This is a genomic window from Parabacteroides sp. CT06 (assembly GCF_002257605.1).
Classification (GTDB): domain Bacteria; phylum Bacteroidota; class Bacteroidia; order Bacteroidales; family Tannerellaceae; genus Parabacteroides; species Parabacteroides distasonis.
Genome location: NZ_CP022754.1, coordinates 2904133 through 2927389, shown reverse-complemented (window position 1 = coordinate 2927389; position 23257 = coordinate 2904133). Strand labels below are relative to the sequence as shown.

At 48.6% G+C, this 23257-nt stretch carries 18 protein-coding genes; 9 read left to right on the top strand and 9 right to left on the bottom strand.

Annotated elements, in window-relative coordinates; all coding sequences use genetic code 11:
- Positions 1-7 precede the first annotated feature (7 nt).
- From CI960_RS12665 to CI960_RS12655, 3 genes are all read right to left on the bottom strand, one after another.
- Positions 8-859, bottom strand: a complete 852-nt coding sequence (locus CI960_RS12665; RefSeq protein ID WP_005855566.1) for a DUF3298 and DUF4163 domain-containing protein — start codon at positions 857-859, stop codon at positions 8-10.
- A gap of 73 nt (positions 860-932) precedes the next feature.
- On the bottom strand, positions 933-1685 hold the full coding sequence (locus CI960_RS12660) for a LytTR family DNA-binding domain-containing protein (protein WP_094582372.1): 753 nt from the start codon (positions 1683-1685) through the stop codon (positions 933-935).
- Between the two features lie 17 nt (positions 1686-1702).
- Positions 1703-2809: a sensor histidine kinase gene (locus CI960_RS12655; RefSeq protein ID WP_005855572.1), complete on the bottom strand. Its 1107-nt coding sequence runs from the start codon at positions 2807-2809 to the stop codon at positions 1703-1705.
- Positions 2810-2986: 177 nt separating this feature from the next.
- Here CI960_RS12655 and CI960_RS12650 point away from each other — a divergent pair, with 177 nt between their 5' ends.
- Positions 2987-5455 carry an outer membrane beta-barrel family protein gene (locus CI960_RS12650; RefSeq protein ID WP_005855575.1) on the top strand — a complete coding sequence of 823 codons (2469 nt, stop codon included), beginning with the start codon at positions 2987-2989 and terminating at the stop codon, positions 5453-5455.
- Between the two features lie 174 nt (positions 5456-5629).
- On the opposite strand, the gene CI960_RS23440 is transcribed toward CI960_RS12650, so the two are convergent.
- Entirely contained in the window at positions 5630-5848 is a 219-nt protein-coding gene (locus tag CI960_RS23440) for a hypothetical protein (RefSeq protein WP_008780925.1), read from the bottom strand.
- Between the two features lie 488 nt (positions 5849-6336).
- On the opposite strand from CI960_RS23440, the gene CI960_RS12640 reads away from it, so the two are divergent.
- The 8 genes from CI960_RS12640 (at position 6337) to rseP (ending at position 14652) form a co-directional block, all read left to right on the top strand.
- Entirely contained in the window at positions 6337-8151 is a 1815-nt protein-coding gene (locus tag CI960_RS12640; protein ID WP_005855578.1) for a glycoside hydrolase family 2 protein, read from the top strand.
- Between the two features lie 93 nt (positions 8152-8244).
- Positions 8245-8742: a GNAT family N-acetyltransferase gene (locus tag CI960_RS12635; protein ID WP_005855581.1), complete on the top strand. Its 498-nt coding sequence runs from the start codon at positions 8245-8247 to the stop codon at positions 8740-8742.
- Positions 8743-8808: 66 nt separating this feature from the next.
- Positions 8809-9414 carry a DUF4290 domain-containing protein gene (locus tag CI960_RS12630; RefSeq protein WP_005855584.1) on the top strand — a complete coding sequence of 202 codons (606 nt, stop codon included), beginning with the start codon at positions 8809-8811 and terminating at the stop codon, positions 9412-9414.
- A complete protein-coding gene (gene murA, locus CI960_RS12625) occupies positions 9411-10715 on the top strand; it encodes a UDP-N-acetylglucosamine 1-carboxyvinyltransferase (RefSeq protein WP_005855586.1) in 1305 nt (434 codons plus the stop codon). The genes CI960_RS12630 and murA overlap by 4 nt, the downstream gene beginning before the upstream one ends.
- 12 nt (positions 10716-10727) lie before the next feature.
- Positions 10728-11261, top strand: a complete 534-nt coding sequence (rimM, locus tag CI960_RS12620; protein WP_005855590.1) for a ribosome maturation factor RimM — start codon at positions 10728-10730, stop codon at positions 11259-11261.
- Positions 11262-11271: 10 nt separating this feature from the next.
- On the top strand, positions 11272-12135 hold the full coding sequence (locus tag CI960_RS12615) for a M23 family metallopeptidase (protein WP_005855593.1): 864 nt from the start codon (positions 11272-11274) through the stop codon (positions 12133-12135).
- Positions 12136-12141: 6 nt separating this feature from the next.
- Entirely contained in the window at positions 12142-13293 is a 1152-nt protein-coding gene (locus tag CI960_RS12610) for a 1-deoxy-D-xylulose-5-phosphate reductoisomerase (RefSeq protein WP_005855595.1), read from the top strand.
- Between the two features lie 30 nt (positions 13294-13323).
- Positions 13324-14652 carry an RIP metalloprotease RseP gene (rseP, locus tag CI960_RS12605; RefSeq protein WP_005855599.1) on the top strand — a complete coding sequence of 443 codons (1329 nt, stop codon included), beginning with the start codon at positions 13324-13326 and terminating at the stop codon, positions 14650-14652.
- 91 nt (positions 14653-14743) lie between these two features.
- Here the strand turns inward: rseP and CI960_RS12600 are convergent, their stop codons facing one another.
- The 5 genes from CI960_RS12600 to CI960_RS12580 all read right to left on the bottom strand — a co-directional run bounded on the left by CI960_RS12600 (position 14744) and on the right by CI960_RS12580 (position 23117).
- Positions 14744-15487 (bottom strand): lipopolysaccharide assembly protein LapB, encoded by a 744-nt coding sequence (locus CI960_RS12600; protein WP_005855602.1) that lies wholly within the window; start codon positions 15485-15487, stop codon positions 14744-14746.
- 155 nt (positions 15488-15642) lie between these two features.
- Positions 15643-16737: an alanine dehydrogenase gene (gene ald / locus CI960_RS12595; RefSeq protein WP_005855604.1), complete on the bottom strand. Its 1095-nt coding sequence runs from the start codon at positions 16735-16737 to the stop codon at positions 15643-15645.
- A gap of 96 nt (positions 16738-16833) precedes the next feature.
- Positions 16834-20214: a preprotein translocase subunit SecA gene (gene secA, locus CI960_RS12590; RefSeq protein ID WP_005855607.1), complete on the bottom strand. Its 3381-nt coding sequence runs from the start codon at positions 20212-20214 to the stop codon at positions 16834-16836.
- Positions 20215-20346: 132 nt separating this feature from the next.
- Positions 20347-21933: an alkaline phosphatase family protein gene (locus CI960_RS12585; protein ID WP_005855609.1), complete on the bottom strand. Its 1587-nt coding sequence runs from the start codon at positions 21931-21933 to the stop codon at positions 20347-20349.
- On the bottom strand, positions 21930-23117 hold the full coding sequence (locus CI960_RS12580) for a DUF4105 domain-containing protein (protein WP_005855611.1): 1188 nt from the start codon (positions 23115-23117) through the stop codon (positions 21930-21932). The genes CI960_RS12585 and CI960_RS12580 overlap by 4 nt, the downstream gene beginning before the upstream one ends.
- Positions 23118-23257 lie beyond the last annotated feature (140 nt).

Below are 23257 nucleotides of genomic sequence, written 5' to 3'. Positions count from 1 at the left end.
TCAATTTTCAATTTTCAATTAACTGACTTATCGGGCTGTCATCCCGCAGCAAATAGCGGATTTCCTTGTAAGGGAGATGGACGTTCGTGACGCCTACCACGTATGCCGCTATCTCATATTCGTTGAAAGAATAGGTGATGCCCGTCTCGTCTACGAGGAAGTTGCCGTTCGGGAAGATCTCGTCCACGCTAAAGAAACCGATATTTTCCAGTTCCTTGGCGTCGGATACGTTGTTTTGCTTGGCGATCTGATCTACCAATATTCGCGCCAGATTGTCTTGATAGTTGTCCACGAATATCTCCTCCTCGGTGATCGGCTTACCGGTCTTGAGGTTCACTACATGGTTATTGTAGGAATGTGCGCCATGCGCTCCGCCCGTATAGTTCTCGAAGCTTACCGTATAGCTGATGATATCGTCTTGGTTGAAGGCGATATCATCCGACGACATCTCATAGTAAGAGAACCAAGAGCCCACCGGTGTCTCGTCGGATTTCGCCACCTCAGCCTTGTAATCCTCTTCCAGATCCTTATAAGCGGCCAGATAGTCGTCGGTATATTTCCGTACCGCCTCCTCGGGGGATAATTGCTCATAATTCTCGCCGAAATAAGAGGAGACGAACTGTCTCTGTAGATTCTTAAGAACCTCTTTATCCGAATATTTCCGGGGATAAACGAACTTGATCTCTAGATTGCAATTGGGATTATCCGGATTATCTAACAAATGGTAAGTCTTTTCCACGCTGATAGAATCAAACGTGATACTGTTTTCAGAAGCCTTCTTCGTTCCGGTATCGCAACCCGTGGCTAAGATACCTATCAAAAGAAGCGCCAGCATGCTTTCGCGTAAATGCGTTCTCATCGGACTACAGATTTAATTTATTTGTACGCGAATGTACGTTATTAAATTGTATAATCAAATTGCACGATGAAGTTTAATAAGAGGACAACCATACCTTAAATTCCGCCGCCTTATTTTTAGCCACGAAAATGGGTTCGTCGGTCGGGAGGCTCAGATTTATACGTAATCGGCTATCGAACCAGATGGTGAAGCTATCTATTACTTCCTTGGAAAGGATAAACTGTCGGTTTACCCGGAAGAAGCAAGTCGGGTTTAATTTTATCATTAAGGAGTCTAGAGATTTACCGATGGAATATGATTGTCTCTCGCGGGTCACCACGCTACTTTCGCCGTTCGTGTTATAGAAATAAGCGATCGCCTCGGTTTTGATCGGTATAATCCGATCCTTGAATGGGACGAGAATCCGCTTTAGATATTCCGAGCTACAAACCAATTGGTCGATCCGGCTGATATGCTGCCGTACGGTCACCGGATTAAGTCGGTTGTATTTATCTAGTGCCTTTCGCATGCTCTCTAACGTGATAGGCTTCAATAGATAATCGACGCTGTTTACCTCGAATGCCTTGATCGCATATTGGTCGTATGCGGTAGTGAATATGATGGGAACCTCTATGATGACGCATTCGAAAATATTGAAAGAGTTTCCGTCCGCCAATTGGATATCCATGAAGATGAGGTCGGGCATGGGATGACTACGGAGCCATGTCACGCTATCTACTACCGTATCGAAATGATCCAAGATCTCGATATGCGGATCTATCTGTAGTAATAAGTTCTTGATGTTCTTGTAGGCTGCGGCCTCGTCTTCGATAATGATGATTTTCATGATTGTTTGGATTTAGATTAACTCTTTAAAGGTAGGGAAACACGGAAAAACTCATCCGTATCCTCTATCCTTATTCTTTTTTTTACGAGTAGGGCAAAGCGGTTATCTAGGTTTTTCAGCCCGATACCCACTTTCTCCACCTCGTCCAGCTTGGGCTGTTTCCGGTTTAGAATCACCAAAGAAGGTTCGTGGGTGCTGTAAATGGATAATCGCATTGGGTTGCGGGCGCTGATCTCATTATGCTTGATCACGTTTTCTATCAATGGTAGCAAGGAAAGAACCGGTAGCTGGCAGGACATATAGGCTGGGTTGATCTGTATGTCGAACGTCAGTTTCTCCTCATATTTGACGGATAGCATGAAGCGGTAGGTTTCCAAAAAAGATAGTTCGTCCTTTAACGCCACTAATTCTTTCTTCTCGCTTTGAAGTATATATCGGAATACATTGGATAGGTTGGAGAGATAAGCCAGTGATTTCTGATTCTGTCCTTCGACTATCAAGGCATGCAAAGAGTTCAACGCATTGAAGAAAAAATGAGGGTTGATCTGGTTGTACAAGGCATCTATCTGGCTTTGCAGGGATTCGTTTTTCAGTTTCTCGTAGTTTCGCTCCACTTCCTCTTTACGTGCGGCGAGGATATAAATCCGGCTGAACGTGTATATTCCAACGAATAGCGTGAAAAGGTTGTTGTACCATGCCTCCTCTGGCTCGTGGAACAAGTAGAAAAGCTTCTTCCCATGGAAACGGTGGTTTTCTTTCGGTTCGTTTCGCTCGTATTTCTCCCGGATATTTTGGTTTGTGCTTCGTATGACGGGTGAGACCCCGAGCCATACGATTAAGGAAAATAATACGGATACCAGCGACGAATAGGCGAATTGCTTGAGATGCCCTTTTTTCTCAGGCTGCCAACATACGTTAATTTGTAGTAGTATCCGAGTGAACAGGATGAAAAACAGGCATTGGAAGATCAACAATAATATACTGTCGATCTCGGGGTCAATCCCTCTGATCCGGGATAGCTCGATACAATCCATGATCTCTTCGGAGGTCACGAAGAAACCCGATAATACGGATACCCATATCAGTATGGATGGTTTCTGAAGGAGATAATGTCTTATTTTCATGGCTTCTCTTTTTATAGGCAAAAGTAAAGTTAAAGCTTGATATACCCTTTCTTTTCCTCCTGTTTTCGGATCATTTAATTTTCGCCCTCAATCCTTTTTCTTTCGCTTTGGACGGAAAAACAAAACTTTTGGCCTCTCCGGGAGTCATATTTGCGTAATAATAAATCACGATTGAATATGAAAACTGCATTGTTTTTTAAGCTTTTGTTCGTTTGTCTAGCGTGCGTTGCGATTCGTCCCGTATCGGCGCAAGTACTGGGAGCTGGTGTCTTTGAGTTGAAAGGACAGGTTGTGGACTCATTGACAAATGAGCCGGTCTCGTTCGCGACCTTGCGTGTGACGAGGGGTGAGGAGATTACGGAGCCTCTTGCTTTATTGGCTTGCGATATTGATGGGTATTTCTCTGTCTCCTTGCCCGAGGCCGGATCTTATTATTTCCATATGAGTTCTATCGGGAAAATACCTGCTCGGAGGAAAGTGAGCGTTTCGGCTCAATCGCCCGTATGGAACGTAGGTAAATTATGTATGAAAGATGATGCCCGGACGCTGGGAGAGGTGAGGGTCTCGGCGCAAAGACCTTTGGTCAAGGTGGATATTGATAAATTGGTCTATAACTTAGAGGAGGATCCCGAGGCGAAAGTCAGCAATACATTGGATATGTTGCGGAAGGTACCGATGGTAACCGTGGATGGCGATGATAATATCCAACTGAAAGGAAATAGTAATTTTAAGATCTACATGAATGGACGGCCCTCGGGATTGCTTAGCAGTAATCCTTCGACAGTATTGAAAAGTCTTCCGGCCTCCAACATCAAGGATATAGAGGTGATAACAGATCCCGGTGCCCGCTACGACGCTGAGGGAGTGAGTGGAATTATCAATATTATTATGGTGAGACGTGTCTTGGATGGATATACGGGGACGGTGAGTGCGGAGGTTACTACGAACGAGGCATACGGCGGCGGGACATTCGTCTCGCTGAAAGCAGGGAAACTGGGACTTACGGCGAATTACAATCTGGAGTATGAACGTGAGCCTATAGCGGATATCACTTCCTTTCGCAAGAACTTATCGGATGACGCTAACCGTTACCTCTCCCAGATCGGGGAGCATTGGGAAAGGGAGAAAATGCACCGGGGATATTTGGAGGGAACTTTCGAGATCGACTCGATGAACCTGATTAGCGTGGACGCCAATTTGTTCCGCAAGCGTCAGAAAGAGTTCTCGGATCTGAGCGTGGAGATGCGTGACATGAACCGAGACTTGATTTATGCTTACGATCGTTTTAGCCAGAATCAACCTGTCTTCGGCTCCGTGGAGGTGAATGCCAACTACCAGCATGAGACAAGGCGTAAGGGGGAGTTGCTGACTTTGTCTTATCGTTTCACCAATGATCCGAATGATGATGAGAACCGGATGCGGATAACGGGTACCTCGAATTACTCTGATTTCCTGCAATGGGACACGAACCGGGCGAAGACCAATGAGCATACGGGACAATTGGATTATATAAGACCCATTGCCGGGGGGCATGATCTGGAGACCGGAGTAAAATATATCTTGCGCCAGACCGACAGTGAGATCACGCAACGGCTTTATGATGAGACTTCCGGCAATTGGCATGAACCGTCGGGCAGCTTTGTGGATTTCAGCCATACGCAACATATTTACTCGGTGTATCTGGGTGGCACCTTTCGTTGGAATAAGCTGGGAATAAAGGCTGGAGTACGTGCGGAAGGAACGAGCTTGGACGTGAGCTATTCGAATGATCTGACGAAAGACTTTCATTCGAATTTTGTGGATATCGTACCGAACGTTACGTTGTCTTACTCGATCGGACAGTCGCAACAGATCCGTCTGGGATATAATATGCGTATCCAGCGTGCGGGTATTGATTATTTGAATCCTTATGTCGACGAGCGGGATCCGCTAAATGTTTCTTATGGCAATCCAGACTTGGATTCCGAGAAAAGCAATAGTGTGAACCTTAATTATACCTTATTCACCCAGAAGTTTAACATAAATGCCAGCGTAAGCCATGCATTTGTGAACAATTCTATCGAGCAATATACTTTTATGGATACGGAGCGTCCGAACGTATCGGTCTCTACCTATGGTAATATCGGCAAACGGCACCAGACAGGCTTTTCCCTTTATATGAATTGGAGCCCTCTCCCATTGTTCCGTTTTTTCATGAATGGTGGCGTGGATTATATCAGTATGGAAAACGAGGAAAGAAACTTGTCGAACAGCGGTTGGAGCGGACGTGCTTTCGCCGGTGTCCAATTTTCGTTTCCGAAAGATTTCTGGCTGAACATGAACGCCGGTTATATGTTACCCAAGATTCAATTGCAAGGGGAACGATCCGATTTCCTGTTTCACGGCATTACCTTGAATAAGGATTTTTTCCATAAGAAGCTCACGTTATCTGTCTATTGCAAGAGCCCTTTGACGAAGACTTGGAAGATGGAGAACAAGACTTATAACAATGCGTTCACCCTTTATGAGACGGAGAATAAGGTGATGCGTGAGTTCGGTATATCCGTATCTTATCGTTTCGGGAGCCTTACGGATACTTTCAGGAAAATCAAGCGGGGCATCGTGAACGATGACGTGAAGGATAGTGGGGGAAAGGACGTCGATTAGTAACGATAGTATTATGATTACGAATAGGTATTCGAGGACGATGTGGATTTTGATGCTGTTTCTCTCACGGCTTTTTCATTTAAGTTTTGAATTGGGCGTACAATGCCTCTACGCATGCCAGTGCGGCATGGGCGAGAATACTATTCTTATAGACATCAGTCGGGGTGGCGGTCTTTATGGAGTCTTCAAGCCCATAGCGCAAAGATCTTTGATTCTTGCCGAAGCGGATATTTCCCTACGGAAAACCTCTGCAAAAGCAGACATTCGATCAGCCATCTTTTCATTGTCTATGCTTTGAAACACACGGCAAAGCGTAGTTTCCAAGGGTAACCCATACGGAAATAACTCTTTCGCCTGCAGGCGTTTCAAGTGACGTTTGCCAAATTGAAGCATTTTAATTCTACCTACAAAGATAGGTGCGGAGGAAGGCAAGCTCACGCTCTTCCTTCTTGGCTTTCAGCCAGTGGGTGAAGGTGTGCGTATTGATCCCCCTTCTTTTCCGGGTATCCCTGAATAAGAAGAATTTTACAATAAGCAGAAAATCAGGTCGTGTTTTCAAGGGGTTGAAAATCAGAGTCGTAAAAACATCGTAATGTTTGCGTCGAAACACGTACATGTTTTTCCGAAAAGTCGTACATGTTTTTGGATATTCACGTACGTGTTTTTCCGGAAATGATATTGATGTAAAATAGGAACATTAAAAAAAGACAATAACCTTACCTTGTGAGATTCTGTCACAAGAGATATTCCGGGTATTTGATGGTTAGATCGATTTGGGTACGGTTCTCCTATTGGTATCCGAGGACGATGTGGATTTTGGATATTTTCTATTATCTTTGTCACTTGAAAGTGTATTATCAATTCAAAATGTAAATAATATCATGAGAAAATTATTGTTAGCCTTTTGTGCGTTCGCAACGATTTGTAGCGCCGGGGCGCAGTGGAAGCCCGCCGGAGACAAGATCAAGACGGACTGGGCTGAGAAAGTAGATCCCCGGAATGTATTGCCAGAATATCCACGCCCCGGGATGGAACGTGCGGATTGGCAGAATTTGAACGGCGAGTGGGAATACGCTATCCTTCCGAAAGGACAGGCAGAGCCGACGAGTTTCGATGGGAATATCTTGGTGCCGTTCGCCGTGGAATCCTCCTTGTCCGGCGTGCAAAAAGAAGTGGGGGAGAAGAATGAGTTGTGGTATAAACGAACCTTTACGGTGCCCTCCTCATGGAAAGGAAAAGATATCTTGTTGAACTTCGGCGCCGTGGATTGGAAAGCGGACGTGTTCGTGAATGATATCTTGATCGGTTCCCACACGGGAGGCTTTACCCCGTTTTCCTTGAATATCACTCCCTATCTGAATGGCAAAAGTACGCATAAGCTGGTGGTGCGTGTATGGGACCCGAGCGATAAAGGCTACCAACCCCGTGGAAAGCAAGTGGCCAACCCGGAGGGAATCTGGTATACGCCGGTCACCGGAATCTGGCAGACCGTATGGCTGGAGCCGGTCGCTTCCTCGCATATCACCTCTATCAAGGCGATCCCGAATATCGATAATGGCGTGATGAGCGTGACGGTCGGGGCTTGTTCCGACTCCCCGGTGTCGGACATCGTGGAGGTCAGTTTGCTCGATAAGGGGCAGGTGGTTGCTACCGCCAAGGGCGTACAAGGGACAGAATTACGCTTGGCCGTGCAAAATCCTACGTTGTGGGAACCTTCCAATCCTTATTTATATGATATGAAGGTGAGCTTGTCGAAGAATGGCAAGAAGGTGGACGAGGTGAAATCGTACACCGCCTTCCGTAAGATATCCGCCGAGCGTGACGCCAACGGCATCATGCGTATGCGCTTGAACAACAAGAACCTGTTCCAGTACGGCCCGCTGGATCAAGGCTGGTGGCCCGACGGGCTTTACACGGCTCCCACGGACGAGGCGTTGCTGTATGATATCGTGAAGACGAAAGCGTGGGGCTTCAACATGATCCGCAAGCACGTGAAGGTAGAGCCGGCCCGCTGGTACTATCATTGCGATAAGGAAGGTATGCTGGTTTGGCAGGATATGCCTAGCGGCGACATGGGTAACCAATGGGCGCCTCATACGTATAACGGTGGAACCGACAAGGAGCGTACCGAGGAGTCTATCCGTAATTATTACAAGGAGTGGAAGGAGATCATGGACCTGTGCGTCTCGAATCCTAGTGTAGTAGTATGGGTTCCCTTCAACGAGGCTTGGGGCCAGTTCGATACCGAGAAGGCTGCCGAGTGGACAAAAACATACGATCCTTCCCGTCTGGTGAATCCGGCCAGTGGCGGTAATTTCCGTGCGTGCGGCGATATCTTGGATTTGCATAATTACCCGGGCCCGGCGATGTACCTGTTCGATCCGGTGCGTGTGAACGTATTGGGCGAGTATGGTGGTATCGGCTTGGCCGTGGAGAACCATTTGTGGTGGAACAAACGCAACTGGGGCTATGTACAGTTTAAGAATAGCGATGAGGTGACCGCCGAGTACGTGAAGTACGCCCGTGAGCTGAAGAAAATGGTTCCGAAGGGCTTCTCCGCCGCTGTCTACACGCAAACCACGGACGTAGAAGGTGAGGTGAACGGCCTTATGACCTACGATCGCAAGGTGATCAAGATCAATGAGGCCGAGGTGCGCAAGGCGAACCAAGAGGTGATCAAGGCGTTGTCTGAGTAGAAAGCCGAAAAATTAGTAATTTTATTCGATGATAGATCCGGTCCGGGCAGAGAGATATTCTTTCCCGGATCGGATTGTTTTAACGGAATGAATATGATTCGAAATGTGAGTTCGCGAGACGCCAAGGCGATCGTGGATATATACAATGAATATGTCGTGAATAGCGTGGCTACGTTCGAGACGGAACCTTTGCGGGTGGAGGAGATGGAGGGTCGCATAGCCGGGATCTCGGCGAGTTATCCTTATCTGGTATACGTAGATCATGATGAGGTCGTGGGATATTGCTATGCCCATGCGTGGAAAGAAAAGGCAGCTTATAAATATACGCTTGAGACCACCGTTTATTTATCCCCGGGATACAAGGGCAAGGGGATCGGCCGGCAGCTTATGGAAAGGCTGATCGAGGAATGTCGGGTAGGCGGCTACCACGCCCTGATCGCCTGCATCACTGAGGGGAATGAGGCTAGCTGCTCGCTGCATGAGAAGTTGGGGTTCAGAAAAGTATCCCACTTTGAGAAAGTAGGGCTGAAATTCGGGCGGTGGCTGGACGTGGTAGATTATGAATTGATAATTAAGCCTAACGAGAGGTAACTTTCGAATCTCAATTTTCAATTCTCAATTAATATACCTATCTTCGCGATAAACAAAATGTAAAGAATGAAATACAATACAGAAGGAAAAAGATTGACTTTGCCCGAATACGGACGCAATATCCAAAATATGGTGGACTATTGCGTGACTATCCAAGACCGGGAAGAGCGCAAGCGTTGCGCCAACACGATTATCAACATCATGGGAAACATGTTCCCGCATTTGCGTGACGTAAACGACTTTAAGCATATCCTCTGGGATCATCTGGCGATCATGGCCGATTTTAAGCTCGATATAGACTATCCGTACGAGATCATCAAGAAGGAGAACCTGTATAGCCGTCCGCCTCGTATCCCGTACAACAATAACCGTATACGCTACCGCCATTACGGAAAGACCTTGGAGCTGATGATCCGCAAGGCCACGGAGCTGCAACCCGGTATGGAGAAAGACCAGCTCGTGCGGCTGCTGGCAAACCAGATGAAGAAATCGTTCCTTACTTGGAACAAGGAAAGCGTGGACGACCGTAAGATCTTCAAGGATCTGGACGAGCTGTCTAGCGGCAAGATCGTATTGAGCGAGGAGGAACACAAATTGGCCGAGAGCCGTGATATCTTGGCCCGTAATAACAGTGGCGGCAACAAAAGGAACTTTACGCGTAAAGGCAGATGAGCTCGTTCGTTATAGAAGGTGGTTATCGCTTGTCCGGCGAGATCGTTCCGCAAGGCGCCAAGAATGAGGCGTTGGAGGTGATCTGCGCGACATTGCTAACTCCGGAGAAGGTGACCATACACAATGTGCCCGATATCTTGGACGTGAATAACTTAATCCAGCTCCTTAGGGATATGAGGGTCAAGGTGGAGCATCCGTCCGCCGATACCTATACCTTTCAGGCGGACGACGTGGACATGGAGTATTTGAGTACTGAGGAGTTCCTGCGCAAGAGTGGTAGCCTGCGGGGTTCCGTGATGATCGTAGGCCCGTTGGTAGCCCGCTTCGGCAGGGCGCTGATCCCGAAACCGGGTGGCGACAAGATCGGGCGACGCCGGCTGGATACGCACTTCGTGGGAATCCAGAAGCTGGGCGCTTGCTTTAGCTACGACGCCGGGCGGCAAGTATACGAGATAGAGGCACGCCAGTTGAAAGGCGCTTATATGCTGCTCGACGAGGCTTCCGTGACCGGAACGGCGAATATCTTGATGGCTGCCGTGCTGGCCGAGGGGGTGACGACGATCTATAACGCCGCCTGCGAGCCTTACCTGCAACAACTTTCCACGATGCTGAACCGCATGGGAGCGAGAATCTCAGGTGTCGGTTCTAACCTATTGACGATAGAAGGTGTACGGTCGCTTTCCGGCACGGAGCATACCATCCTCCCCGATATGATCGAGGTGGGTAGCTTTATCGGTATGGCCGCTATGACCGGATCGGAGATCACCATCAAGAATACAGGATATGATAAGCTGGGGATCATCCCGGACGCTTTTCGCCGCTTGGGTATTACCGTGGAGCAGCGAGGCGATGATATTTATATCCCTCGGCATGATTCCTACGAGATCGATACGTTTATCGATGGTTCTATCATGACCATCGCCGACGCTCCTTGGCCGGGGCTTACGCCGGACTTGCTGAGCGTATTTCTCGTAGTGGCTACGCAATCCGTGGGGAGCGTGCTGATCCACCAGAAAATGTTTGAGAGCCGCTTGTTCTTTGTGGACAAGCTAATCGATATGGGAGCCCAGATCATCCTTTGCGACCCGCACCGGGCTACGGTGATCGGGCTGGGTAACCGCTTCAAGCTACGGGGCTCTACGATGGTATCCCCGGATATTCGCGCGGGTATCGCCTTGCTGATCGCCGCCATGAGCGCCGAAGGTACCAGCACGATCCATAATATAGACCAGATCGACCGGGGATATCAAGGGATCGATAAGCGATTGAACCAGATCGGGGCACGTATCACGAGGATTTAAAGATTTTAGGCGATGATTAGAGAAGAAGAGGTTTTCAAGATCGGGCAGTTTGCCAAGCCCCATGGCATCAAGGGGGAGTTGTCGTTGGTGACGAACAGCGATGTGCTGGAAGATGCCGAGGACCCGTACATTGTTTGCGAGATGGATGGTATCTTGGTACCGTTCTTCGTGGCGGATTTCCGCTATAAGACCGATACGGTGGTCTTGGTGAAACTGGAGGACGTGAATTCCGAGGAGGATGCCCGCATGTTTGTAGGTAAGGAGGTGTTTTATCCTTTGGACGCCGTGGACGAGGAGGATCTCGTGGGGGATATGACGTGGGACAGTTTTATCGGTTATACCGTGACGGACGTACAGAAAGGCTATTTAGGAGAGATAACAGACGTGGATGAGACGACAATCAACGTCCTTCTGCGTGTCGATCATAAAGGCGAGGAGCTGTTGATCCCCGCCGTGGAGGAGTTGATCACCGAGGCCGACCATGAGGCCCGTAGCCTCACGGTGTCTTTGCCGGAGGGACTTATAGAATTGATAATTGATAATTGAAAATTAGGGGTTGAAAAAGAAGAATACGAAATCGTTTTGGCACCGGATCCGGTTTAAATATAAACTTTCCTTTATCAATGAGGGGACGTTGGAGGAGGTGTGGTCTTTCCGGCTTTCGCAGTTATCGGCGTTTGTCACTTTGGCGGTGTTCGCCTTTTTCTTGATCGCCGTTACCGCTTTTATCATCATCAAGACACCGATTCGCAACTACTTGCCGGGTTATCTCGACGTGGAGGTTCGCAAGGAGATTATGCAGAATGCCTTGCGGGCGGATTCGTTGGAGCGTATGATCGAGATCCAGTCCCTTTATCTGGATAACGTGGCCGGAATCCTTTCCGGTACGATGCCCTTGGACTCGATCCGTCAGATAGATTCTTTGGCTAGCAACGATATTAACTATGAGATTCCTCGTAGTAAGGAAGAGACTCGCTTCGTGAAAGATTACGAGGAAGAGGAGAAATATAATTTATCGGTATTGACCGACCCGGGCAAGGTACCGACCGAGGGGGTCTTTTTCTATAAGCCCGTGAATGGCGTGGTCACCTCTCATTATGAGACGGATGTCCATCATTATGGCGTGGATCTAGCCGCGGCCCCGAAGGAGAGTGTCTTGGCTACGTTGGATGGTACGGTGATCTATACCGGTTTCGATCCGAACCACGGAAACGTAATTCAAATACAACATAAGAACGGATTCATCTCGGTTTATAAGCACAACGAATTGTTGCTGAAAGAGGTGGGAGACCATGTGGTAGCCGGTGAGGCGATCGCTCTGGTCGGGAATACGGGAGAGTTGTCTACCGGACCGCACCTGCATTTCGAGTTGTGGTATAAGGGCAATCCGGTGAATCCGGAAGAATATATAGCTTTTTGATAATCCATGAAAAAAAGACAGTTAGCGATATTAGGCTCGACCGGTTCCATCGGGACCCAAGCCTTGGAGGTAGTGAGCGAGCATTCCGATCTTTTCGAGGTGTATGCCTTGACCGCAAATAACCAAGTGGACTTATTGATCAATCAGGCCCGGAAATATATGCCGGAGGTGGTGGTGATCGCCAATGAGCGGAAATATCCCGAGCTGAAAGAGGCCTTGGAGGACTTGCCGATCAAGGTATGGGCGGGTGCCGACGCTATCGCCCAGATGGTGCAGTCGGAGCCGATCGATATGGTGCTGACGGCGATGGTGGGCTATTCCGGCTTGCGACCGACGATCTCGGCGATCAAGGCGGGAAAGGCGATCGCCTTGGCGAATAAGGAGACATTGGTCGTGGCCGGCGAGCTGATCATGAAGCTGGCCGCCGAGCATAAGGTGCCTATCTTGCCGGTGGACTCGGAACATTCGGCCATTTTTCAATGTTTAACAGGTGCGTATGATAATCCGATCGAGAAGATCTTGCTGACGGCTTCCGGTGGTCCGTTCCGGCGGAAGACGCTGGAGGAGCTGGCTACCGTGACGAAGGCGCAGGCCTTGAGGCATCCGAACTGGACGATGGGGGCGAAGATCACGATAGACTCGGCCTCGATGATGAACAAGGGCTTCGAGATGATCGAGGCGAAATGGTTGTTCGATGTCACGCCGGATCAGGTACAGGTGGTGGTGCACCCGCAGTCGGTGATCCACTCGATGGTGCAGTTTGAGGATGGCGCCGTGATCGCCCAGCTGGGAATTCCCGACATGAAATTGCCGATCGCCTACGCTTTCTCGTTCCCGACACGTATGAGGAGCATGGCGCCCCGTCTGGATTTCAACCAATATTCGACCTTGACGTTCGAGGAGCCGGATATGGAACGTTTCCGCAACTTGGCTTTCGCTTTCGAGGCGGCCCGCCAAGGAGGGAATATGCCCTGTATCTTGAATGCCGCCAATGAGGTGGTGGTGGCCGCTTTCCTGCAAGATCGTATCGGCTTCTTGCAAATGAGCGACGTGATCGAGCAGACCATGCGGAAAGCCTCGTTTATCGTCAATCCCTCGTATGAGGATTATGTGGCTACCGATGCGGAGGCAAGACGGTTAGCGGCCGAGTTATTTTGAAATAATTTAAAACAGAACAAACAATAGTAGATGGAAACTTTTTTGATTAAGGCGTTACAGCTTATCTTGAGCTTATCGATACTGGTGATTGTCCACGAGTTCGGGCATTTTATCTTCGCCCGGATTTTCAAGGTGCGGGTAGAGAAGTTCTACCTCTTCTTCGATCCGTGGTTCTCGCTATTCAAGTACAAGCCGAAAAACAGTGACACGGAATACGGCGTAGGCTGGCTTCCGTTGGGAGGATATTGTAAGATCTCCGGTATGATCGACGAGAGTATGGACAAGGAGGCGATGGCCCAGCCGCCCAAGCCTTACGAGTTCCGCTCCAAGCCGGCCGGACAGCGTTTGATGATTATGGTAGCGGGCGTGGTGTTCAACTTCTTGCTGGCTTTGTTTATTTATTCCATGATCTTGTTTACGTGGGGCGATACGTACTTGCCTTTGAAGAACATGAAGATGGGTATGAATTATAGCGAGACGTTCCAGAACGTCGGTTTTCAGGACGGCGATATTTTGCTGAGAGCGGACAATGAGGAGTTGGAGCGTTTCGGTAGCGACAGTTTCCGCAAGGTGGTGGAGGCGAAGACCGTGACGGTGCTCCGTGACGGGCGGGAGACCGTGATCTCCATACCGGAGGATATGATGCAACGTTGCATGCGTGACGGAAAAGGCTTCGCCGATCCTTTGCGTATCCCGATGGTCGTTCGTGAGCTTCCCGACAAGAATGCCCCGGCGGCTCTTGCCGGCATGCTGCCGAAGGATAGCGTGGTGGCTATTAACGGTGTGGCTACCCCGACGTTTTATGATGCCTCTGGGTTATTGTCAGAGAATAAGAGCGAAGAGGTGACGGTAGATTTCTACCGGAACGGCCAGTTGGAGTCCTTGACCATGAGGACGGACTCGGCCGGGAAAATTGGCGTAGCGGTGATGTTGCCTACGGATCTCTATCAGACCGTGACCCGCAAATACGGTTTCTTCGAGTCGTTCCCCGCCGGTATTAAATTAGGTATTAATACCTTGAAGGGATATGTGAACGACATGAAATATGTGTTTACGAAGGAAGGTGCCTCCAGTTTGGGTGGTTTCGGTACGATCGGCGGATTGTTCCCGTCTGTCTGGGATTGGCGGATTTTCTGGGAACGTACGGCTTTTCTATCTATCATCTTGGCGTTCATGAATATCTTGCCGATTCCGGCCTTGGATGGCGGACACGTGATGTTCTTGATCTATGAGGTAGTGGCCCGTCGCAAACCGAGCGATAAATTCCTAGAGTATGCCCAAATGGCAGGTATGTTTATCCTGTTCGCTTTATTGATCTATGCGAATGGAAATGATATATTTAGGTTCTTCTTCAAGTAGTGTACGTCTCTACAACTAGATACAAAAAACCTCCCGGATCACTTTTCTATGTGATCCGGGAGGTTTTTTTGTATGAATAAAGTCCTCTTTCTTATTTCAGGATGTCGTTGATAGAAGCGAGGATCTTCTTGGAGTTCTCGTCTTTCGGGTCGAGTTCGACAGCCTTTGTCAAATATTCTTTCGCTTGCTTGAAGTCTTTGTCGGCTTTCGCTTTCTCGGCGTTGTATTTATCCGGCTCGGAAGTAGCGATCGGGGTAGCGGCCTGTAATATCTTCGCTCCGTTGCCATACAGCATGGCGCCAAGGCTGTAGTAAGCGTTGCTCTGGTAATCCTTGTTCGATACGGCTAGGACCTCTTTGTACATTTTCTCGGCACCGGCCAGATCTCCCTTCTTTTGGGCGGCTTGTCCTTGTTTGATGCAGTAACCGTAAAGCAACTTTTCCAGATTGGTCTTATTCTTGTTTCCATCGGGAATCACTTTTAATCCCTCTTTTACCGTAGTCAGGAATTCTTCAGTCTTGTTTAAGTTACGGTAAGCCATAGCCTCGCCTACATAAGAGTCGTCTACGTTGTAGTTCATCTTAACAGCCATGTCGAAGTATTTGGCGGCCTCGGCGTAGTTCTTCGCTTGATTAGCGGCGTATCCGCAATTGAAGATACGGGCGGTGTCTTGGTAATTGTTTTGTTTCAAGTATTCGCCGTATTTTGTTACGACGGTAGCGTAATCTTTTGCTTTCAAAGCAGCGTCACCTTCATCTCTTAATTTGTCAGCGTCTTGTGCGAATAGGTTTCCGACACATAGGCATAAAGCCACTAATAAAACAATTTTCTTCATGGTAATTATTAAATTTGATTGATTTTGTGCTCTAAGTTAAGGCGTGCGGGAAAAGAAGCCAAGATATTTTACGTTTTTTAGAAAACAATAAAAATAGAAAACATAAAAAAGGGATTGCTTACGGCAATCCCTACTGATGAAAGATTCTTTGAAACTTATGCTTTGAGTGAAGGAAAAGCCTCAGCCACGGCGGGGTAGACAATCTTTCCTTCCACGATGTTTAATCCCAGTTCTAGGCCCGGATCTTCTTCGCAGGCTTTTTCCCAACCTCTGTCGGCAAGCTTGATCACGTACGGCAGGGTAGCGTTGGTCAAGGCTAACGTGGAAGTCTGCGGGACCGCTCCCGGAATGTTGGCTACGCAGTAATGGAGGATATCGTCTATCTCATAAACCGGATTGGCGTGCGTAGTCGGATGGGAGGTCTCGAAGCAACCGCCTTGATCGATGGCTACGTCTACCAATACGCTGCCCGGTTTTAATAACTTCAACATATCCCGGGTGATCAAGTGCGGGGCCTTGGCTCCGGGGATTAATACGGCGCCGATCACTAAATCGGTTGTGGGTAATTCCTGTTCGATCGTATGCGTGGAAGAGAACAATGTCTTCACGTTTTTCGGCATCGTCTCGGACAGATAGCGCAAGCGGGGAAGCGAGATGTCGGCAATCGTGACATCGGCGCCTAGCCCGGCGGCCATCAAGGCGGCGTTGTGGCCTACCACACCACCGCCTAAAACTAATACCTTACCCGGTTTCACGCCTGGCACGCCACCTAGCAATACGCCTTTGCCACCTTGCGGTTTCTCAAGGAAACGGGCGCCTTCCTGTACGGACATGCGTCCGGCCACCTCACTCATAGGAATCAAAAGGGGTAACGTATGATCTGGGTTCTCCACGGTCTCGTAAGCCAGACAGATGGAGCCGCTCTTTATCATGGCAAGGGTGAGAGCCTCGTCGGATGCGAAATGGAAGTAGGTGAAGACAAGCTGTCCTTTGCGTACCAAGGGATATTCGCTGGCGATCGGCTCTTTTACTTTTACGATCATTTCGGCAATTCCATATACATCCTCAATGGCCGGGAGTATCCGGGCCCCTGCCGCCACATAGGCGTCATCGGCGAAACCACTGTTTATACCAGCCGTGTGTTGCACATACACGGTATGACCTCTTTTCACCAACTCTTTGGCTCCGGCGGGAGTAAGAGCTACCCTGTTCTCGTTGTTCTTGATTTCTTTTGGAATTCCAATAATCATAATGGTAGCATTTAATGGGTTTATATGCCTGCAATATACAAAAAAGAGGAACAGATTGGTATTCTGTCCCTCTTTTTTTATCTTATTTCTTGTTCCTTATAAACCTTGTCCGTGGCAGTTCTTGTATTTCTTGCCACTTCCGCAAGGACATGGATCATTGCGTCCTACTCGTTTCTCGGCACGGACCGGAGCTTGCTTCGGTTGAGGTGCCTCGGCTTGGGTGTTGTTTCCGCTCAAGTCTGTTTTCTCCGTGCGGTAACGGCTCATATCCTCGTGCTTCTCCGGGGCGGCCTCTTGTACGGCGATACGTTGACGGGCTCTTTCCTCGGCGATCGCTTGGGCGGCTTGCTGGGCTACGGCCGCTTGACGGGCTTGCATGGCTTGGCGTTGCTCCTCGGTCGGCTCCTCACGTACCGGGATCTGTCCACGCATCAAGATGGCGGCTGTCTTACGGTTCATGTTGTCTACCATTGTCTTGAACAGGTTGTAAGATTCAAGTTTGTAGATCAACAAAGGATCCTTGTTCTCGTAGCTAGCGTTTTGTACGGAGTGGCGCAGCTCATCCATCTCACGTAGATGCTCTTTCCATCCCTCGTCGATCATATGCAATACGATTGATTTCTGGAAGGATTTAACGATTGCCTTACATTCCGTGTCGTAAGCCTCTTTCAGGTTGCAAGATACATTATACATGCGCTTGCCGTCCGTGATAGGGATCATGATATTCTCGTACATCGCTCCTTGATTCTCGTACACTTGCTTGATGACCGGGTGAGCGACTTGCGTCATGCGTTCCATACGACGTTTATAAGTCTTCAATGCCTCCTCGAACAATTTCTCTACGAGTTGCTCCGGTTTCATGCTCTTGAATTCGTCTTCCGTGAACGGGCTTTCCATGGCGAATGTCTTGAACAATTCCAACTTGAAGCCCTCGAAGTCCTCGGCGTGTTGATCGGCGATAGCTGTAGAAGTATCGTAAATCGTGTTCAATACGTCCAGACCGATACGCTCTCCCATCAAGGCGTGGCGACGGCGGGTGTAGATTACGTTACGTTGCGAGTTCATCACGTCGTCGTATTCCAACAGACGTTTACGGATACCGAAGTTGTTTTCCTCTACCTTCTTCTGGGCACGTTCTACGGACTTGCTCAACATATTGTGCTCCAGAACCTCGCCTTCCTTGAAACCAAGCTTATCCATCAAGCCGGCGATCTTCTCGGAAGCGAATAAACGCATCAAGTCGTCTTCCAGTGAAACGAAGAATACGGAAGAACCCGGGTCTCCCTGACGTCCGGCACGACCACGTAACTGACGGTCTACACGACGGCTCTCATGGCGTTCCGTACCGATGATAGCCAAACCGCCTGCGTCTTTCACGTCCTTGGACAGCTTGATATCGGTACCACGACCGGCCATGTTGGTAGCGATCGTAACCGTACTCTTTTGACCCGCCAAGGCCACGATCTCGGCCTCTTTCTGGTGCAACTTAGCGTTCAATACATTGTGCTGGATCTTACGCATCGTAAGCATACGGCTCAATAGCTCGGAGATCTCTACGGATGTTGTTCCCACCAATACCGGACGGCCTGCTTCCGTCAGCTGAACGATTTCCTCGATAACAGCGTTATATTTCTCACGTTTTGTCTTGTAGATACGATCGTTCATATCGTTACGGGCGATCGGTCGGTTGGTCGGGATCACTACTACGTCCAATTTGTAGATATCCCAGAACTCGCCTGCTTCCGTCTCCGCCGTACCGGTCATACCGGACAACTTATGGTACATACGGAAGTAGTTCTGCAAGGTGATCGTGGCGAATGTTTGTGTAGCGGCCTCTACCTTTACACGTTCCTTAGCCTCGATCGCTTGGTGCAGGCCATCGGAATAACGACGTCCGTCCATGATACGACCCGTCTGCTCGTCAACGATCATGACCTTGTTGTCCATAACCACATACTCATCATCCTTCTCGAATAAGGTGTAAGCTTTCAATAATTGGTTGATGGTATGTACACGCTCGCTCTTGACGGAATAGTTCGCCAATATCTCGTCCTTTTGGGCCTGTTTCTCTTCCTCGGTTCCTGTCATATTCTCCAATTGGGATAATTGGGAAGTGATATCGGGAAGTACGAAGAAGGTCGGGTCGTCCGTCTTACCGGTCAATAGGTCGATACCTTTATCCGTCAATTCGATACTGTTGTTCTTCTCGTCGATCACGAAATACAACTCATCGGTCGCCTCGTGCATATGGCGCATGTTCTCGGACATGAAATATTCTTCCGTCTTCAACATTTGGGCCTTTACGCCTTGCTCGCTTAAGAACTTGATCAACGCCTTGTTGCGGGGATATCCCTTGAAGGAGCGGTACAGAAGGATAGAGCCTTCCTCAACGACCTTCTGGTCGTCGCTAGCCATTTTCTTCTTGGCCTCGATCAATAGTTTGGAGCAAAGGTCTTTCTGCGCGTTCACGACAACCTCCACGTTCGGGCGGAATTGCTCGAATAATTGTTCCTCGCCACGAGGGATCGGTCCGGAGATGATCAGCGGCGTACGAGCGTCATCGATCAATACGGAGTCCACCTCATCGACGATGGAGTAGTTATGCTTGCGTTGTACCAAGTCTTTCGGGCTGATCGCCATATTGTCGCGCAAGTAGTCGAAACCGAACTCGTTGTTCGTACCGAACGTGATATCCGCCTCATAAGCCTTACGGCGAGCCTCGGAATTCGGCTGGTGCTTATCGATACAGTCTACGGAAAGCCCGTGGAACATATAAAGCGGTCCCATCCACTCGGAGTCACGTTTTGACAAGTAATCATTCACGGTTACCACGTGTACACCGTTACGTGTCAAGGCGTTCAAGAATACCGGAAGGGTAGCCACCAAGGTCTTACCTTCACCGGTAGCCATCTCGGCGATCTTACCTTTATGAAGAACGACGCCACCGAATAGCTGAACGTCGTAATGGATCATATCCCAAGTGATCTCGTTACCACCGGCTTTCCAGTGATTGGCGTAGATCGCCTTATCGTCCTCGATGCGGACAAAGTCGAAACGAGCGGCCAGATCCCGGTCGAATTGGTTAGCGGTAACTACCACTTCCTCATTCTCGGCGAAACGGCGGGCCGTATCTTTCATGATGGCGAATACCTCGGGCAAGGATTGCTCCAGTACTACTTCCATCTTGTCCGTGATGGCTTTCTCAATTTTATCTACCTCGGCCCAGATCGCCTCACGTTCTTCCAGTTCCTTATCCTCGATGCCTTTGCGAAGCTCTTCCACTTGCGCTTTCTCCTCGGCTACGTAGTCTTGGATACGTTGTTTGATCTCATCTGTTTTCGCACGCAACTCATCGTTCGAGAGTGCCTTGATTGACGGATATACGGCCTTTACCTTATCTACGTAAGGTGTGATTTCTTTAAGGTCACGCTGCGACTTATTGCCGAACAGCTTCGTCATAAACTCATTAAATCCCATGATTCTTATGTTAATGGATAGTTGAGCAACTATCGTCTGTTATTACTTTGTTGTTTGAATAATTAGATAATAATAAATAGAAAGAAGAGCCACAACCCTTGATAATTATCAACTTTAATAATCAATTCTCTATTATTTGGTTGTCAGCTCCCAGAGCGGCAAGCTTTGCGTAGCGTTTGGTGGCCTGATTCTTAGCACATGGGTTACCGTGGGGGCTACCTCAGTGGCCTTGACTTCGCGGTAGATATGTTGGGGTTTCAACCCGTTGCCCATAAATACCAGCGGGGTGATAACAGCATTATTGCGTATAATCTTGACTTTTTCTTTCGGATTGTCGAGGTTCACTTTCCAACCGGGTTGCAACTCGATGATCAGATCGCCCCGTCTCAGATGATGCGTACCTTGACGGAATTTGGCGGTTCCCTCGTTCCAGTCACCCGTAAGCAAGCTTCTACCCGTAGTGACGAGTTGTACGCCACTAAATTCCTGTATGAATTCGGCGGCCTTGTTCTGTAAAGTCGTCAAATCCAGCTTGGCGTCTTCTATCGCCTTGCGGTTCAAGTAGATCTGGTTGTCGTAGTATCCTTGTACCCAGCTGGTATGTTGGCCGTAAATGGCCATCAAGTACATATTAAGCAGGGCTAGACAACGTTTCGGGTGAAACTCGCCACCGTTCACCATCAAGCCGTCCGGATAAGACTCCTCGCTTTTATAATAACCGGAACCGGTGAAGACTACCAATGTATTGGCCAAGCCCACTTTCTTGTCGATCGTATCCAATAGCTTCTCGATGTCTTGATCGAGTTGGTAATACGTATCTTGAATCTCCCGGGTGTATTCCTTGCTCATCGTACCCCGGTAATTGCCTGCGTAGTACGTGATAGATAACATATCCGGGCAACTGCGTGTACCAAACCCTCCGTACTCTAGGAACTGGAGGGCCAAACGATTGATCTCCTTATTGATGAACGGCGAGGTCTTTAGGTTCGGATAGCAGTTCGCGAACTTCTCGCTGAACGTATAGCGGAAAGGTAGATCATCCAATACGTAAGGAAAGGCATCGTATTTCTCCATCGGAAGGGTAGGAGTCCATACCATGGTTTCCAAGCGTGACGCCAAGGATTCCGGGCCGTTATTATAGCGGTCTACGTACCAAGGGATTCCCTTATAATACGTCGTGGTAGCCCATTTCCCGTTGGTGTTATCCATCCAGAAAGCTCCGTTCGCCGCATGTCCGGCGGAAAGGATGGCGCTCTCGGCATCCGGGGCGATGGAATATACGTCGCTTCTTCCTTGAGAGGCGATTTTCAACTCGTCGCCGATCGTGGAACTGAATAAATTCTTGGGCGAATAATTCTCTTTCGTGTAATTACCCAGATATTCGGGATCATTTAAGATCGAGACCTCTTTCTCTTTCTCGAAATCAAACGTCTTATCTCCGGCGATACCGCTGAAGCAAGGGTTGCTTCCGGTAAAAAGAGTCGCAAACGCGCTGGCTTGGTCTATGTCAGAGAACTCGAAGCGGATATTGTTGTACACCAACCCCTCGTTCATCAAACGCTTGAAGCCCCGTTCGCCAAATGTATTATAAAAGTATTCTATATAGTCGCCCCTTAGCTGATCCACAGTAATACATACCACCAATTTGGGGGTACGCTGCTGCGCCTCAAGGTTTGTTACCACGAGGATAGCGATAAGTGACGTTATAATTTTTCTCATCCGATTCTCCATATCTTTCTGTAAACACCCCAACCCGAACGAACCCAAATCGAGGCTACAAGCGGAATAAAGGCACTGTTTAGATGTTGCGGAATGAAATGCCATCCCAGTAACATCAGCGTAAGCGCCGCAAAGTTAATAAAATGATAGTAATATGCAGCCTTCTTCAGCTTTTTTACGCAAAACAAAATAACAGCGATCAAATCGAGCGGCTGTAACCATACCAAAGACCAGTTCGGCCACGTGCAGGGATGGACGGATATGAAGCTAAGAAAGAAGAGGATGACACCTCCGGCTCCGGCTACTGAGAAAAGGACACAATCCACCCACAGGAAGTATTTTTTTTTGCGCCATTCGATCCAAGTAAGCCCTAAAACGATTCCGAACAGAAGCCAAGCGCAGACTAAAGGGGTGAATAAATCCCAGATATCTTTTTCCGGCTCGTCGGCTTCCCCGGCTCCGATCACGTGGGTCTCGCTCACCAATGGGCGGATTGTCCCGTCCGGGCCCGTGATGGTGGCTTTAGAGAACGCTTCTTTTAGATAAGGGGGGAGGAAGAGCATCTCGTGTTGGGTGGCCTCCCGGTCGGTGGGGCTGCCTAGCGCTAGGTCGCATCCGAATGTGAGCCACGGATGGTTTCGGGTACAATAATTAATAAGATCCCGGAAGGTCTGGGATTGATAGGGATACTGATAATCGACGCTCCCGTTGATCTCCTTTTCCAAGATCGCGGCAGGGCGGGTAGCGCAATTATCGAAGAAGAAGTTATAACGATATACCCTGTTCTCCGGCCTGTAATTAATAAGCAGGGCATCCCATATATGTTCTTTCTCTTCTTGGGTGAGGTTCAATACTTGTTCCGTGATATCGCTGCCCCGCATTTGGTACTCGATCACGTAGTCTTGGAAATCGGCTACTCCCAGTTTATAATCCGTCTCTCCTTTAGCGAATCGGTAGATAAAATTAGGTTTGGAGAAATCAAATATACCGTAATTGAATATATAATCTATATTTTGCTTGGGATCGTATATGCGTAGAGCGGCATGCCCGTACACGGTGAATACCTCTTCATCGTACGGTGCGCTGGTCATCAGACTGATACGGGCTTCCTCGCTCAGTTTGGGTTGCGCCATCGCCGATAGGGAAAGAATCCCCAGCAGGAATAGAAATATGCTTTTTGTCATTCTCTTCTTGATTATTTGACGCAAAGGTAGATTATTTTTCTTAAACAGTATAGATCGTTTAAGCATAACATATGGCTTTATGTCGAGAAAAGAGATAGCTTTGTTTTTATTATAAAGGGAAAAGGAAACTTGGTTACGTC

Coding starts and splice junctions, on each gene's coding strand:
- CI960_RS12630 (WP_005855584.1), top strand. CDS start 8,809: ATGAAATACAATACAGAAGGAAAAAGATTGACTTTGCCCGAATACGGA.
- CI960_RS12635 (WP_005855581.1), top strand. CDS start 8,245: ATGATTCGAAATGTGAGTTCGCGAGACGCCAAGGCGATCGTGGATATA.
- CI960_RS12585 (WP_005855609.1), bottom strand. CDS start 21,933: ATGAGAAAAATTATAACGTCACTTATCGCTATCCTCGTGGTAACAAAC.
- ald (WP_005855604.1), bottom strand. CDS start 16,737: ATGATTATTGGAATTCCAAAAGAAATCAAGAACAACGAGAACAGGGTA.
- CI960_RS12660 (WP_094582372.1), bottom strand. CDS start 1,685: ATGAAAATCATCATTATCGAAGACGAGGCCGCAGCCTACAAGAACATC.
- CI960_RS12610 (WP_005855595.1), top strand. CDS start 12,142: ATGAAAAAAAGACAGTTAGCGATATTAGGCTCGACCGGTTCCATCGGG.
- CI960_RS12640 (WP_005855578.1), top strand. CDS start 6,337: ATGAGAAAATTATTGTTAGCCTTTTGTGCGTTCGCAACGATTTGTAGC.
- rimM (WP_005855590.1), top strand. CDS start 10,728: ATGATTAGAGAAGAAGAGGTTTTCAAGATCGGGCAGTTTGCCAAGCCC.
- CI960_RS12600 (WP_005855602.1), bottom strand. CDS start 15,487: ATGAAGAAAATTGTTTTATTAGTGGCTTTATGCCTATGTGTCGGAAAC.
- CI960_RS12655 (WP_005855572.1), bottom strand. CDS start 2,809: ATGAAAATAAGACATTATCTCCTTCAGAAACCATCCATACTGATATGG.
- CI960_RS23440 (WP_008780925.1), bottom strand. CDS start 5,848: ATGCTTCAATTTGGCAAACGTCACTTGAAACGCCTGCAGGCGAAAGAG.
- secA (WP_005855607.1), bottom strand. CDS start 20,214: ATGGGATTTAATGAGTTTATGACGAAGCTGTTCGGCAATAAGTCGCAG.
- CI960_RS12650 (WP_005855575.1), top strand. CDS start 2,987: ATGAAAACTGCATTGTTTTTTAAGCTTTTGTTCGTTTGTCTAGCGTGC.
- CI960_RS12580 (WP_005855611.1), bottom strand. CDS start 23,117: ATGACAAAAAGCATATTTCTATTCCTGCTGGGGATTCTTTCCCTATCG.
- CI960_RS12665 (WP_005855566.1), bottom strand. CDS start 859: ATGAGAACGCATTTACGCGAAAGCATGCTGGCGCTTCTTTTGATAGGT.
- rseP (WP_005855599.1), top strand. CDS start 13,324: ATGGAAACTTTTTTGATTAAGGCGTTACAGCTTATCTTGAGCTTATCG.
- murA (WP_005855586.1), top strand. CDS start 9,411: ATGAGCTCGTTCGTTATAGAAGGTGGTTATCGCTTGTCCGGCGAGATC.